This window comes from Paracoccus alcaliphilus, assembly GCF_028553725.1.
Taxonomy (GTDB): domain Bacteria; phylum Pseudomonadota; class Alphaproteobacteria; order Rhodobacterales; family Rhodobacteraceae; genus Paracoccus; species Paracoccus alcaliphilus.
This window is the reverse complement of sequence record NZ_CP067125.1, coordinates 372755-387711: the sequence shown is the minus strand read 5'-3', so window position 1 is coordinate 387711 and position 14957 is coordinate 372755. Positions and strand designations below refer to the sequence as shown.

Below are 14957 nucleotides of genomic sequence, written 5' to 3'. Positions count from 1 at the left end.
GACCTCAAAGAGCTGCGACGGCGACGGGGGCCGTGTCATGGGGCTGCTGGGTCAGGCCATTGCGCAAAGGCAGGCCAAAGGCGTCGCTGGCGATCTCGAACTGGTCGCCGGGCTGGACAGTGATTCCATCGGCGAAGGACAGGGTCGCGGTGCCGAAGAAATGCACATGCAGATCGCCCGGCTGGCGGAACAGCGGATATTTGAAATGGTGATGCTCCAGATTGGCAAGGCTGTGGGACATGTTCGCCTCGCCCGACAGGAACGGCTTTTCCCAGATCGCGCGCCCGTCGCGGATCACCCGGCTGGTGCCCTCGACATGGGCGGGCAGATCGCCCAGCAGCATTTCGGGGCCGAAACTGGCGGGACGCAGCTTGGAATGGGCCAGCCACAGGTAGTTGCCGCGCTCGGTCACATGGTCGGAAAATTCGTTGGCCAGCGCAAAGCCAAGCCGGACAGGGCGGCCATCTGCGGCGATCAGATAGATGCCCGCGATCTCGGGTTCCTCGCCCGCGTCCAGCGCGAAACCGGGCGAGGTCAGCGCGGCGCCGGGCGCGACGGCGTTATGGCCGTTGCCCTTCCAGAACCATTCCGGTTGCACGCCGATCTGACCATTGGCGGGCCTGCCGCCCTCCAGCCCCATGCGGAACATTTTCATGCTGTCGGTCAGATCGTCGGGGTCGGCCTTCTTGTGCATCGAGTTGCGGGTCGAGGCGCTGCCCAGATGGGTCAGTCCGGTGCCGGTCAGATGCAGATGCGCGGGGTCGGGATGATCGACCGGCAGCAGCATCCGGCCATCGGCCAGCGCGGCGCCAAGATCGACGGGATCACCTGCGCCGCGTGCCCCGATCTCGGCGCGCAGCCCGTGACCTGCGGCAATGGCCGCCTGCGCCAGTTCAAGGGTCGTGGTCACGCCCGGCACCAGATGGGCGGTATCGGCGTCGCGCACAGCCACGGCGCGGCTTCCGTCAGACAGTTGCAGTTGCGACAGAAACATGGCTCAGGCCTCTTTGTTCTTGTTGTAAACGTCGAAGACGACGGCGGCCAGCAGCACCAGTCCCTTGATGACCTGCTGATAGTCGATGCCGATACCAAGGATCGACATGCCGTTGTTCATCACCCCCATGATGAAGGCGCCGACCACCGCGCCGACGATCCGGCCCACGCCCCCCGCCATCGACGCCCCGCCGATGAATACGGCGGCGATCACGTCCAGCTCGACCGCGAAACCGGCCTTGGGCGTGGCGGTGTTCAGCCGCGCGGCATAGATCATCCCGGCCAGCGCGGCCAGAATGCCCATGTTGACGAAGGTCAGGAAGGTCAGCCTCTCGGTGCGGATGCCCGACAGCTTGGCCGCCTTGGCATTGCCGCCGACCGCATAGACGCGGCGGCCGATGGTCGTGCGCTCGGTGATGAAGACATAGACCACCGTCAGGATCACCATCGACAGCAACACATTGGGCAGGCCACGGAACCATGCCAGCTTCCACGTCACGAACAGCAGCGCGGCGGCGACGATGGCGTTGCGCAGGATGAACAGACCCATCGGCTCGTCCTCGATGCCATAGCGCGCATTGCGCGCCCGGCCCCGCAGGCCCAGCCAGACCAGCACCATGACAGTGACCACGCCGACCGCCATGGCAAGGATGTTCGGACGGCCCACCCCGAACAGGTCGGGGACGAAGCCATTGGACAGCGCCTGAAAGCTTTGCGGGAAGGGACCGATGGACTGGCCCTGCAACAGCCACAGCGACAACCCGCGAAAGACCAGCATCCCTGCCAGCGTCACGATGAAGGACGGAATCCGCCAATAGGCCACGAAATAGCCCTGCGCCGCGCCGATGGCCGCCCCGCAGATCAGGCAGGCGATCATGGCGACCCCCACCGGGATGTCCCATGACACGATCATCACCGCCGCCAGCGCCCCGATGAAACCCATGACCGAGCCGACCGACAGGTCGATATTGCCGCCGACGATGACCAGCAGCATCCCCAGTGCCATGATGATGATATAGCTGTTCTGCAAGAACAGGTTGGTGATGTTCACCGGGCGCAGCAATGTGCCGCCGGTGACGATCTGGAAAAAGACCATGATCGCGATCAGCGCGAACAGCAGCCCGTATTCGCGGATATGTCTGGCGATATAGGCGCCGATTCCGATGCCCGGCGCGCGTTCGGTGCGTTCCATGACCCCTCCTTGCTATTCCCTGACGATCAGCGACATGATGGCCTGCTGGCTGGCATCTGCCGCCGCCAGTTCGCCCACGAAGCTGCCCTGGTTCATGACGTGGATCCGGTCGCACATGCCCAGCAGTTCGGGCATCTCGGACGAGATCATGATGACGGCCTTGCCCGCCGCGCTCAGTTCGTTGATGATGTTGTAGATCTCGTATTTTGCGCCGACATCGATGCCGCGCGTCGGCTCATCCAGGATCAGCACATCGGGATCGGTGAACAGCCATTTCGCCAGCACCACCTTCTGCTGATTGCCGCCCGACAGGTTCATCACCTTCTGGAACACCGAGGGCGTGCGGATGCGCAGCGCGCGGCGATAGCCCTCGGCCACCTCGGTTTCGCGGGCCTCATCGACCACGCCGCGATTGGCGACCGCGCCCAGATTGGCCAGAATGGTATTGCGGCGGATGGTTTCCTCAAGGATCAGGCCAAGGGTCTTGCGGTCCTCGGTGACATAGGCCAGCCCGGCCCGGATCGCCCGGTCCACGGTCGAGACATCGACCGGCTGGTCCCGCATCAACACCTGACCCGAGATGTTGCGGCCCCAACTGCGGCCGAAAATGCTCATCGCCAGTTCGGTGCGCCCGGCCCCCATCAGCCCGGCGATGCCGACGACCTCGCCCGCGCGGACATGCATCGACAGGTCGCGGATCATCTGGCGGTCGCGCTGTTCGGGATGCCAGACGTTCCAGTCCTTCAGTTCGAACACCACCTCTCCGGCGCGGCGTTCGCGATCGGGAAAGCGGTTCTCCATGCTGCGACCGACCATGTCGCGGACGATGCGGTCCTCGGTCAGGTCGCCGCCGCGCGCGTCGATGGTCGAGATCGTGGCGCCGTCGCGGATCACCGTCACGCTGTCGGCGACGCGGCGGACCTCGTTCAGCTTGTGGCTGATGATGATCGAGGTGACGCCCTGCGCCTTCAGTTCCAGCAGCAGGTCCAGCAGCGCCTGACTGTCGCCCTCGGACAGCGCGGCGGTGGGTTCGTCAAGGATCAGCAGGCGGACGTTCTTGGACAGCGCCTTGGCGATCTCGACCAGTTGCTGCTTGCCGACGCCAAGGCTGTCCACCCGCGCGCCCGGCGTCTCGCGCAGGCCGACCTTGGCCAGCAGGGCCTCGGTCTGCCGGAAGGTCTCGGGCCAGTCGATCACGCCGCGGCTGGCGCGCTCGTTGCCCAGAAAGATATTTTCGGCGATGGTCAGCAGCGGCACCAGCGCCAGTTCCTGATGGATGATGATGATGCCGCGATCTTCGCTGTCGCGGATGCCGCCAAAGGCAGCGGGCTGACCGTCATAGACGATCTGCCCCTCATAGCTGCCATGCGGATAGACCCCGGACAGCACCTTCATCAGCGTGGATTTGCCTGCGCCATTCTCGCCGCAGATGGCGTGGATCTCGCCATTGCGGACGCTGATGCTGACATCGTCCAGCGCCTTCACGCCGGGGAATGTCTTGGTGATATGGCGCATTTCCAGAAGTGCGGACATGGCTGGACCTTCCCGGATGGGACCACCCCGCAGGGGGTGGCCCCGTCAACTGTCACTGGATCTGATCGGCGGTGTAATAGCCGGATTCGACCAGCACCTCTTCCCAGTTCGATGCGTCCACGCCCACCGGCTCCAGCAGATAGGACGGCACGACCTTGACGCCGTTGTCATAGGTTTCGGTGTCGTTGATTTCCGGCTCTCCGCCCTTCAGCATCGCATCGACCATGCCGACGGTGACGCGGGCCAGTTCGCGGGTGTCCTTGAACACGGTCGCATATTGCTCGCCCGCGATGATCGACTTGACCGACTGCAACTCGGCATCCTGACCCGAGACGATGGGCATCGGCTGGTCGCCCGAGCCATAGCCCACGCCCTTCAGCGAGGACAGGATGCCGATCGACAGCCCGTCATAGGGCGACAGCACGCCGTGGACGCTCTTGTCGGTGTAATTGGCCGACAGCAGGTTATCCATCCGCGCCTGCGCCACCGCGCCATCCCAGCGCAGTGTGCCCACGGTGTCCATGCCGGTCTGGCCCGAGACGATGACGATATCGCCCGCGTCGATCAGCGGTTGCAGCACCGACATGGCGCCATCATAGAAAAAATAGGCGTTGTTGTCGTCCGGGCTGCCGCCGAACAACTCGACATTCCACGGCTTTTCATCGGCAAAGCGCTCTTCCAGCCCCTTGACCAGCGAATTGGCCTGCTCGACCCCGACCTTGAAATTGTCGAAGGTGGCGTAATAGTCGATATCGCCGGTGCCCCGGATCAGCCGGTCATAGGCGATGACCTTGATATCGGCGGCCTTGGCATTGGCCAGCGCATTCGACAGGGTGGTGCCGTCGATGGCGGCGATCACCAGCACATCGACGCCCTTGGTGATCATGTTCTCGACCTGCGCCAGCTGGTTCGGGATATCATCCTCGGCATATTGCAGGTCGGTGTCGTAACCGGACTCCTGGAACTGCTTTACCATGTTGTCGCCATCGGCGATCCAGCGGGCCGAGGATTTGGTGGGCATCGAGATGCCGACGGTTTCGGCCATCGCCCCCATGGCTGACCAGGATACACCGATCGCCAGTGCGATCGCGGCGGTGCGGAATTTCATGTTGTCCTCCCCTGCGCAGTCGCGGATGGCGACGGCGACTCCTCCTAAGTGGTGCGGACTGTCTAGCAGCGGGTGAATATATCGGTAAAATGAGTTTTCAAGCATTCTGCATACCGGAAGTGATATGCCAAATTCCCGCATGGCCCTGAAGCCCGCGCAGTTGCGGCTGATCCACCAGATCGCCATCCATCGCCAGTTGCAACTGGCCGCCGAGGCGCTGGCGATGACCCAGCCTGCCGCCTCGCGCATGCTGGCCGAGGTCGAACGGCAGGTCGGCGCGCCGTTGTTCCTGCGCCTGCCCAAGGGGATGGAGCCGACCGAGATCGGCAGCACCTTTCTGCGCCGCGCCCGCGTGATCCTGCGAGAGATGGACAGTATCGCCACCGACATGCGCGACTTGCGCGGCGGTCATGCCGGGGCGGTGCGTGTGGGGGCGGTGACCGGGCCCGCCGTCAGCTATCTGGTGTCGGCGATCCGGCAGATAAAGCTGCTGGCCCCCGACGCCCGGATCAGCGTCGAGGTGCTGCCGTCGCGCGAATTGCTGCGTCAGCTTGAAGCCGGGCAGATGGATTTCGCGCTGGCCCGGATCCTGCCGGAATTCGACAGCCACGATTTCAACATTCTGCCCATGCGTGACGAAAGGGTCAGCCTGATCGCCCGCGCGGCCCATCCCCTTGCCCGCGCGCAGGTGGTCACGCTGACCGAACTGGCGGGCCACGAATGGATCATGCAGCAACGCGGCGCACCCATCCGCGAGGCGACGCTGGCCGCCTTCGCCAGCGTCGGTCTGGCCGAGCCGAAGGACATCATCGACAGCCCCTCGATCCTGTGGACCATCGCCTATCTGGCGCAAAGCGACGCCATCGCGCCGGTCTCGGACGAGGTGGCGCAGCTGCTGATCCAGCCACCGGTCTCGGCCGGGTTCACGGTGCTGCGCAATGCGCATGAGCTGCGCGTCTCGACCTATTATCTGCTGGATCTGGTGCGCCGCCCCCTGTCGCCGCTGGCGATGCGGCTGCGTGACGAGGTCGCGCGGACATCGCGTCGGCCGATCCTGGATCAGGTCGGCTTGCAGTTACCCATATGTCTCGGATGATGGTGTTTCGGCGATGCGAGCGCCTTCGACAAGATCGGCGAGGCGGGAGAGGCCGCGCCATATGACGGTGGTTCCTGGTGGCGCATCGGAGGTCCGATCGAGATAGCCGCCGAGCCGCGCGACGAGTCTGACATAGAAATCGAGGTCACGCGGAAGCTTTTGCTTGCTCTCGGGCGCTGTGCGCTCGAGCAGTTGGCGTTCGGCGTCGGTGAAGACGGCAGCAGGCGATGCTTTCGGCACCTCTCGGCCGAGCATCGTCATCCATGACACGCGCCAGGACACGACGCAGCACAACGCGATACAGTTTGCCAGTCGATCAGCCGTGGCCAGGCGCAGCTCTTCGATCCGGCACCCGGTCTTCAGGGTCCGGAAGAATGTCTCGATCTTCCAGCGCAGCGCATACCATTGGAGCTTGTGGATTGCGTCCGCGTGGGTCGCCACCGGCAAGTTCGTGATCAGCTTCCAGAAGACGGGCACCCGGCCTTCCGGCGGGTCAAGCTCCTCGGCATGGATGATCTGAAGATTCTGATGCCGGTATTTCCGCTGCTTTCCGATCGGCGGGCGGACCGTCATTGTAGCGTGCCGGACCGAGAGCACGGCGCAATGATCCTTGCCCTGCGCATCGCGGAACCGGACCTCGTGGGTGCCGCTGGACTGCACCTCTGCCATCACCTTGGCAATGGTCGTGCCGCCATCCTCCGCCAGACGGTCGACGCAGCTGCGGACGAGGAACCCGGTCCCGAGTTCTTCGGACAGGCAGTAGAGTTCGTATATGTCGCTTTCCCGATCACCGATATGCACGCAGCGCTCTGGCACCCCTGTCAGTTCGGTGGACAGGCGCAGATTGTCGAGCCAGCGCATGCTTTCCTTCTGTTCGATCGGCACCCGGGTCGGATTGATCTTCCGTTTAAGAGCGGCGGTTCCCTTGAACTTGCTGCGCGACCAGAACTTGGCCGCCGTCAGGCCGAGCGGCAGCCCATCCGGCGTGATGGCCATGCTGGCATGCATCAAAAGCCCGCAGACCGCATGTTTCTGATAGCGACCTTCCTTCAGTTTGCGTCCAGTCGACACCGTCGTGAACCCCACCTTCTCCGGAGCCGAACGCTTGAAGGAGAATTCCGTGGTGTCCTGCAGGATCAGGATGGGACCATCGGTTGCCCGGATGCGCAGGGCAGAGGCAGCGAAATGGCCCTCGAGGATCTTGTCCTCGCTGACATTGCCGTTAGCAAAGAAGCGGTAGGCGGCCTTGGTATTCGACCAGTCCTGGAATGCCGTCGGCAGCGATTTTCCCGGCCGTTCCCCGAGGGCCTCGAGCATTGCCTCAAGCCGCCTGTTCAGCCTGACATCTCCCAGATCGCATCCGGCCGTTTCCGTTTCCACCCAACTCTGTCCCATGTCTGCACCTCAATTATTCGGTGCCACATGACGAATCATGATCGCTTGTGCTCAGGCAAGGCCAAGTCTGGTGGGTGAATCAATTCGCCGCACCACTTGTGGGTAACTGCAAGTCAGGTCGGACGATGATGCGGCCATCGGCGGAAAACCTCCCCCAAGGTTGTAGGTTTCAGCCGCCCCCGCCTATGCTGCCCCGACAGCGAAACAGGGAGGAAGACAATGACAACCGAACCGGGCATTCGTCGGGCAGCGGGCAAATTCGTGCGCTTGCTGGCCGCTGGCGGGGCCATCGCCTGCCATGCCACCCTTGCCGCAGCGCAGGACGCGCCCGAGCGTGACGAATTCTTCTGGCTGGCCGAGATGAACAAGGCCACCACCATCATCAATTCGCAAGAGGGGCTGCTGGACCCCGAAATGACGCCCGGTATCGCCACAGCCCTTGCGCAGGTGATCGAGGATGGCAGCCAGCCCGGCGCGGATCGGCCCGCCACTGTCATCAGCTTCGAGCCGCTGCTGATTGAGGCCGGCAGCATCGACGTGACGCTGCTGCATGCGGGGCGCTCCAGTCAGGACATGCACGCGACCTATCGCGCCGCGATCCTGCGCGACAAGCTGCTGGAACTGGCCACGCAGCTGAACACCACCGCCACCACGCTGGTCGATCTGGCCGAACGCCATGCCGATACCATCGTGCCGAACTATACCAACGGTGTCGCGGCACAGCCCAACAGCTATGGCCATTACCTGCTGGGTCATGCGGCGGGGTTCGCGCGTGACGCGCAGCGCATCCGCGAAACCTATGCCCGGATCGACCGCAGCGCGATGGGCACCACCGTCCTGAACGGCACGACCTGGCCGCTGAACCGCGAACGGATGGCGGATTATCTGGGCTTTGCGGGGATCGTGGACAACGCCTATGACGCCTCGCAGATTTCCTCGATGGAACATCCGGTCGAGGTCGGCTCGATCATCACCTCGATCGCCCTGCACAGCGGGAATTTCGTCGAGGACGTGATGACCCAATACGCCCAGACCCGGCCCTGGATCCTGCTGGAGGAAGGCGGCGAGAATACCTATGTCTCCAGCGCGATGCCGCAAAAGCGCAATCCGGGGCTGCTGAACAACACCCGCAGCGATGCCTCGACGGCGGTGACGCTGGCGATGGGGCCGATCCTTCAGACGCACAACATCACCCCGGGCATGCCCGACCCCAAGGACGTCGCGCAGAACTCTGACATGGTGGATGCGGGCATCCGCACGCTGGACCGGCTGGACAGGGTGCTGAAGGCGCTGGTCATCAACCCTGAACGCGCGCTGGAAGAGCTGAACAGCGACTGGACCGCCTCGCAGGAACTGGCCGATCTGCTGATGCGCGAACATGGCCTGCCCTTCCGCGAGGGGCACCATTTCGCGTCCGAGATCGTCACCCATGCCCGCCAGAACAATCTTGGCCCGCTGGATTTCCCCTATGACGAGGCGCAGCGCATCTATGCCGAAACCGTCCGCGATACCGACCACCCGCAGGATCTGCCGATGACGGAAGAGGTGTTCCGGGCAACGCTCGACCCGGTCTCGATCATCGCCAACCGCGCCACGACCGGCGGCCCGCAGCCTGCGGAAATGCAGCGGATGATCGCCGCGGCCCGCGACGGGCTGGCACAGCAGGACGCATGGATCAGCGAACGGCGTGACCATATCGAGACCTCGCTGCAAAAGCTGGATCAGGATTTCGAGGCGCTGCTGAACGACAGTCCCGACGAAGCCGGATAAGGCCGGACGACCGGGCGGCGGCATCGTGACCGCCGCCCGCTTTGCCGCATCCCGGACTTGATGCTATGGTCGCGCCGGATGAATGCGACGGGATGCCATGCGCCAGACCAGAGAGGGAACCGAACAGACACGGCTGGCGCTGCTGGATGCCGCCGAGGCGCTGTTTTACGAAAAGGGCGCGGCCAGCACCTCGGTCATCGACATTTCCCGGACGGCGGGGCTGACGCGCGGGGCATTCTATCATCATTTCAAGGACAAGGCGGCGATCTTTCAGGTGATGATCGAACGCGCGCGCGCGGCGGAACGGACCCTGCCCGACACCGCCATGACCGAGGACGGCGATCCGCTGGCGATCCTGCGGGCCTTCTGCACCACCGTTTTCGAGGTCTTTGTCGAGGATCGCGTCCAGCAACGAGCCTTTGCCATCGTGATGCACCGGCGCGAGGCGCTTGGCGATCTGGAGCCGCTGGCCCAGGAACGCCGCGATGAGATCTGCCGGACCAGCCACAGCTATCAGCGGTTGCTGGAACAGGCGCAAAAGGCGGGCCGCCTGTCGCCGGGCTGGACCCCGCCGGTCGCCGCCGCCACGCTTTACAGCATGATGATGGGGCTGCTGGATCAATGGTTGCGGGCGCCCGAACGCTTTGACGCCCGCCGCGTCGGGCTGGCCTGTATCAATCAGTTGTTCGATTCATTCGAACGGTGCCCCGCCCCGCCGGACCGCTGAATTTGGGCCTTTGCATTATTCATACACCCCTGTATGAATGAACCGTAAAAGGAGACCGCCGTGCTGCCCGAGTGGAGAGATATCGCCGTATTCTTGGACGCCTCGCCTCGCGGGGACCGGATCGGGCAGCGCGCCGCACAGCTGGCCCGGCGGGGCAAGGCCCATCTGATCGGCATTCATGCCGTGCCACGCGAATTGCACCCCTCGGACGGCTATGCCCGTGGCCCGGCGATCAAGGGGATGCTGGACAGTCGCAGGCAGGCGGAAGAGGAAAAGGCCGCCACCGCGGGACGGCATTTCGCGCAGCTGACGCTGGATCACGCCATCAGTTCCGAATTCCGTGTCGTCTGGCATGGCGGTTCGACCGATGCGGCGGTGCTGCGCTCGTTGCATTCCGACCTGATCGTTTCCGCTCATCCCCGGCTGGAGGGGCTGCCCGCCGCATGGTCCGGCGAAAAGCTGCTGCTGGACACCGGCACGCCGGTCCTGCTGGTGCCCGACGCCTGGACGGGCGAGACCATCGGAAACCGGGTGGTGATCGCCTGGAACCGCAGTCGAGAGGCCCGCCGCGCAGTCAACGACGCCATGCCCTTCATCTGCGCGGCCAGTCAGGTCACGATCCTGATCGTGGACCGGGTCGGCTATGACGACGCGACCGAGGCCAATCCCGGCGCGAACCTGTTCGACCACCTGACGCGCCACGGCGCACGGGTCGATATCGCCGATATATCCTCGGACCGCACCCCCATCGCCCATGTCATCACCGACGAAGCCATCAGGCGCGGCGCGGATCTGCTGGTTCTGGGCGCCTATAGCCGCCCGCGCACGCAAGAGCTGATCTTTGGCGGCACCACCCGGACGCTGCTGTCCGATCCGCCGATCCCGTTTCTGATCTCTCGCTGACGACCCCCGACACGAAAGGATTTCACCTTGGCGCATCTGTCGATACTGGAGCTTGGCCGCGTCCGGCAGGGATCGAATCGCCGCACGGCGCTGGACGAGGCGCGGGCGCTGGCCCAACATGCCGAGGGCTGGAGCTATCGCCGCATCTGGGTGGCCGAACATCACAACATGGCGGGCGTCACCACGGCGGCAACCTCGCTGGTGATCCAGCATCTGGCGGCGGCCACCAGCACCATCCGGGTCGGCGCGGGCGGGATCATGCTGCCCAATCATGCGCCCTATATCATCGCCGAACAGTTCGGCACGCTGGAGACGCTGTATCCCGGCCGCATCGATCTGGGACTGGGCCGCGCGCCGGGCACCGATCAGCTGACCCTGCGCGCGCTGCGCCGCGATCCGGCCAGCGCCGAGCGGTTCCCGCAGGACGTGATGGAGCTGCAAGCCTATCTGGCCCCGGCCGAGCCCGGCCAGCGGATCGAGGCGGTGCCCGGCTCCGGCACGCAGGTTCCGCTGTGGATTCTGGGCTCCAGCCTGTTCGGGGCGCAACTGGCGGCGGAACTGGGGCTGCCCTATGGCTTTGCCTCGCATTTCGCGCCGCAGATGCTGGATCACGCGGTGGCGATCTATCGCGACAGGTTCAAGCCCTCTGCGCAGCTGGACCGGCCCTATGTGCTGGTCGGCGTGAACGCCATCGCCGCCGACAGCGATGACGAGGCGCGGTTTCTGGCAACCTCGCAGCAGATGTCGTTCACCGACATCTTCCGTGGCGGGCGCCGCCTGACGCAGCCGCCGATCGAGGATATCGACAGCTATTGGACGCCGCAGGAAAAGGCGCAGGTCGCGCAGATGCTGGGCGGCAGCGTGGTCGGCGGCCCCGAGACGGTCCGACGCGGCCTGCAGGATATGGCCACCCGCACCGGCGCGGACGAGCTGATGGTGGTGTCGGACATGTTCGATCCCGACAAGCGGTTGCGCTCGTTCCAGATCATCGCCGAGGTGGCGGGCGAGGCTGACTGAACCGGTCTGTCCGTCGATCTGCGCCAGCGCCGCCTGCCACACGGGTCCAGCAGCGCCGGTTGTCTGGTCGGCAAGGTCCGTGCCGGGTTCGATATGTGGTTATTCACCCGCTTTCAGCGCAACGGAATTGTCATCTTCATGTGACACCCGCCGCAACATGCTGTCATCGCGATGGACCCGCACCCGATCATGGACTAGCGTCCGACCCGGACCACCCGGCCCGGGCAGGTCAGAGGACACCGGAACCCATCTGTTCAAAGCCATGATAACCCATCAGCGCTATACCATCTTTTTCCTCATCGCCGTCGCCGCGATCCTGTCGGTTGCCGCGATTTTCCTGATCAGCCCGTGGTTCGCCATCGCGGCCCTTGTTCTGGTGCCGCTGACGGCGCTGGGGGTCTATGACCTTTGGCAGCCGCGCCACGCCATCCTGCGCAACTATCCCGTCATCGGCCATATCCGGTTCCTGCTGGAAAGCTTCCGCCCCGAGATCCGGCAATACATGATCGAGGGCGATCAGGACGAAGTGCCGTTCAGCCGTCAGGTCCGCGCCCTTGTCTATCAGCGCGCCAAGGGGGCCGAGGACAAGCGCCCCTTCGGCACCATCGAGAATGTCTATGCCTCGGGCTATTCATGGCTGACCCATTCGGCGACGCCGGTGCATCTGCCGGATTCCGATTTCCGGGTGCGGATCGGCGGGCCGGCCTGCCGCCAGCCCTATGGCGCCAGCCTCTATAATATCTCGGCCATGAGTTTTGGGGCGCTGTCGGGCAATGCCATCCTTGCGCTGAACAAGGGCGCGAAAAAGGGCGGGTTCGCCCATGATACCGGCGAGGGCGGCATCAGCCGCTATCATCGCGAAGGCGGCGGCGATCTGATCTATCAGGTGGCTTCGGGCTATTTCGGCTGCCGCAACGACGATGGCAGTTTCTCGCAAGAAAAATTCGCCCGCATCACCGCCGATCCGCAGATCAGGATGATCGAGATCAAGCTGAGCCAGGGCGCCAAGCCCGGTCATGGCGGGATGCTGCCCGCCTCGAAGATCTCGGCCGAGATCGCCGAGGCGCGGGGCATCCCGATGGGCATCGACTGCATCTCGCCGCCCGCGCACAGCACCTTTTCCACCCCTGTCGGGCTGATGGAATTCGTCGGCCAGTTGCGCGAATTGTCGGGCGGCAAGCCCATCGGCTTCAAGCTGTGCATCGGCCACAGGCGTGAATTCCTCAGCATCGTCAAGGCCATGCTGAAAACTGGCATCCTGCCCGACTTCGTCGTCATCGACGGGGCGGAGGGCGGCACCGGCGCCGCCCCGGTCGAGTTCGCCAACCGCGTCGGCATGCCGATGCTGGAAGGGCTGACCTTCGTCCATAACGCCCTGCGCGGCGCGGGCCTGCGCGACCAGATCCGGCTGGGCGCGGCGGGCAAGATCATCTCGGCCTATGACATCGCGCGGGCCTTTGCGCTGGGGGCCGACTGGTGCAATTCGGGACGCGGTTTCATGTTCGCCATCGGCTGCATTCAGGCGCAGTCCTGCCACACCAACAAATGCCCCGTGGGCATAGCCACGCAGGACCCGCTGCGGCAAAAGGCGCTGGAGGTGGGCGACAAAAGCGACCGCGTGGCGCGGTTCCACCGCAACACCATGCACGCGCTGGCCGAGATCGCCGGCGCGGCGGGCCTGACCGATCCGCGCGACTTCATGCCATATCACTTCATGTTCCGGCAAAAGGACAACGTGTTTCTGGACGGCAACGAGGTCTATCCCTATCTGCCCAACGGCTTTCTGCTGGCGGATGAGGAATATCCCGAGCTGGCCGACTGGTATGATCGCTGGGAACGCGCCACCGCCGAAAGCTTCGCCCCGCCCGAGATCCCCTTCGGCCCCTTCGCCTCGCGCCGCAAACAGCCTCAGCCGCGGATCGGGCTGGTCCGGTCCTGACGCCGCTCAGCCAAGGGTCGCGACCAGCCGTTCCAGCATGGCATCGCATTGCGCCAGTTGCGCCCGGCTGACATATTCGTCCGGCTTGTGGCCCTGATCCATGAAGCCGGGGCCGCAGATCGCGGTGGACATGCCCAGCCCGTGCTGAAACAGCCCGCCCTCGGTGCCGAAGGCCACCTTGATCGTGGCCGCATTGTCGCCGGTGATCCGGCGCAGGAATTGCACGGCGGCGGAATCCTCGGGGGTATGCAGGCCGGGATAGCCCGAGACGGTCGAAATCCCGATCGCGGCTTCGGGAAATTGCTGCCGGTGCGGCGCGACCAATGCCTCGGCATCCGCGCGGATCAGGTCGAGCATGCGGTCGGGGTCGTCCCCGGCGATATTGCGGATTTCGAAGTCGATCTCGCAGCGGTTGGGCACGATGTTCAGCGCCGTGCCGCCCTGCATGATGCCCGCATGGATCGTCGTATAGGGAATGTCATAGACCTCGTCGCGCGCCCCCGTCCGGGTCAGTTCCTGCTGTCGCGCCTGAAGGCGACCTATCAGCGCCGCGCCCAGATGCAGGGCGTTCAGCGCGTTGGGGGCCAGCGCGGAATGACCCTCGCGTCCGGTGCAGCAGGCGCGATATCCGGTCTTGCCCTTGTGCCCCGAGGCGATTCTCATGCCCGTCGGCTCGCCGATGATGCACAGGGCGGGGCGTTCGGGTCGCGCGGCCAGCGCCTCGATCATGCCGCGAACGCCGATGCAGCCGATTTCCTCGTCATAGGAAAAGGCCAGATGCAGCGGCACCGTCAGATCGCCCTTCGCGGCCAGCATCCCGGCGCGGATGGCCGAGGCCACAAAGCCCTTCATATCCGCCGTGCCGCGGCCAAAAAGATTGCCGTCCCGCTCAATCAGCGCGAAAGGGTCGGAGGTCCAGTTCTGGCCGGTGACCGGCACCACATCGGTATGACCCGACAGCACCACGCCCCCTGCCCGGTCCGGCCCGATGGTCACCCACAGGTTGGCCCGCGATCCGTCCTCATGCGCGAAACGTTCGATCTTCGCCCCGGTCGGTGCCAGCAGGCCCTCGATATAATCCAGCAGTTCAAGGTTCGACTGCCGGGAAACGGTCTGAAACCCGATCAGCCGGTCCAGAATGTCGATGGTCGAGGGGATCATGCGCGCCTCCTTGCACTGCAGCGACCATTCGTCCGCCAGACCCGGCGCGGAATCAAGGCGGGGCGCCTTAGGAATTGCCTAACCAGTGCAACATCATAACGTAATATCCGGTTTCCAGGTGCT

Annotated in this window: 12 protein-coding genes; 6 read left to right on the top strand and 6 right to left on the bottom strand. The window is 64.6% G+C overall.

Annotated features, from left to right (window positions below):
• Window positions 1–4 precede the first annotated feature (4 nt).
• Genes araD1 through chvE form a run of 4 tightly spaced genes read right to left on the bottom strand, consistent with a single transcriptional unit; the run spans window position 5 to window position 4826 of the window.
• The gene (gene araD1, locus JHW40_RS20165) at window positions 5–994 is read right to left on the bottom strand and encodes an AraD1 family protein (protein WP_090610782.1); all 990 of its coding nucleotides are present in this window, start codon (window positions 992–994) and stop codon (window positions 5–7) included.
• 3 nt (window positions 995–997) lie between these two features.
• Window positions 998–2185, bottom strand: coding sequence for a multiple monosaccharide ABC transporter permease (gene mmsB, locus JHW40_RS20160; RefSeq protein ID WP_090610781.1), 1188 nt, complete (start codon window positions 2183–2185; stop codon window positions 998–1000).
• 12 nt (window positions 2186–2197) lie between these two features.
• The gene (gene mmsA / locus JHW40_RS20155; protein ID WP_090610780.1) at window positions 2198–3718 is read right to left on the bottom strand and encodes a multiple monosaccharide ABC transporter ATP-binding protein; all 1521 of its coding nucleotides are present in this window, start codon (window positions 3716–3718) and stop codon (window positions 2198–2200) included.
• Window positions 3719–3770: 52 nt separating this feature from the next.
• Window positions 3771–4826, bottom strand: a complete 1056-nt coding sequence (chvE, locus tag JHW40_RS20150) for a multiple monosaccharide ABC transporter substrate-binding protein (protein ID WP_090610779.1) — start codon at window positions 4824–4826, stop codon at window positions 3771–3773.
• Between the two features lie 124 nt (window positions 4827–4950).
• On the opposite strand from chvE, the gene JHW40_RS20145 reads away from it, so the two are divergent.
• Complete coding sequence (locus tag JHW40_RS20145; RefSeq protein WP_090610778.1) at window positions 4951–5922, top strand: LysR family transcriptional regulator; 972 nt, start codon at window positions 4951–4953, stop codon at window positions 5920–5922.
• Here JHW40_RS20145 and JHW40_RS20140 read toward each other — a convergent pair.
• The gene (locus JHW40_RS20140) at window positions 5902–7317 is read right to left on the bottom strand and encodes an IS4 family transposase (RefSeq protein ID WP_272848964.1); all 1416 of its coding nucleotides are present in this window, start codon (window positions 7315–7317) and stop codon (window positions 5902–5904) included. The two genes, JHW40_RS20145 and JHW40_RS20140, sit on opposite strands and share 21 nt — an antisense overlap.
• 219 nt (window positions 7318–7536) lie before the next feature.
• Here JHW40_RS20140 and JHW40_RS20135 point away from each other — a divergent pair, with 219 nt between their 5' ends.
• From JHW40_RS20135 to JHW40_RS20115, 5 genes are all read left to right on the top strand, one after another.
• Window positions 7537–9087 (top strand): argininosuccinate lyase, encoded by a 1551-nt coding sequence (locus JHW40_RS20135; RefSeq protein WP_090615114.1) that lies wholly within the window; start codon window positions 7537–7539, stop codon window positions 9085–9087.
• A 97-nt stretch (window positions 9088–9184) separates the two neighbouring features.
• Window positions 9185–9814: a TetR family transcriptional regulator gene (locus tag JHW40_RS20130; RefSeq protein WP_170851898.1), complete on the top strand. Its 630-nt coding sequence runs from the start codon at window positions 9185–9187 to the stop codon at window positions 9812–9814.
• A 60-nt stretch (window positions 9815–9874) separates the two neighbouring features.
• Window positions 9875–10717: a universal stress protein gene (locus JHW40_RS20125; RefSeq protein ID WP_090615106.1), complete on the top strand. Its 843-nt coding sequence runs from the start codon at window positions 9875–9877 to the stop codon at window positions 10715–10717.
• A gap of 27 nt (window positions 10718–10744) precedes the next feature.
• A complete protein-coding gene (locus tag JHW40_RS20120; RefSeq protein ID WP_090615103.1) occupies window positions 10745–11734 on the top strand; it encodes an LLM class flavin-dependent oxidoreductase in 990 nt (329 codons plus the stop codon).
• Window positions 11735–11996: 262 nt separating this feature from the next.
• A complete protein-coding gene (locus tag JHW40_RS20115; RefSeq protein WP_090615099.1) occupies window positions 11997–13673 on the top strand; it encodes an FMN-binding glutamate synthase family protein in 1677 nt (558 codons plus the stop codon).
• Between the two features lie 6 nt (window positions 13674–13679).
• On the opposite strand, the gene argE is transcribed toward JHW40_RS20115, so the two are convergent.
• Window positions 13680–14834 (bottom strand): acetylornithine deacetylase, encoded by a 1155-nt coding sequence (gene argE / locus JHW40_RS20110; protein WP_090615095.1) that lies wholly within the window; start codon window positions 14832–14834, stop codon window positions 13680–13682.
• Between the last annotated feature and the right edge of the window lie 123 nt (window positions 14835–14957).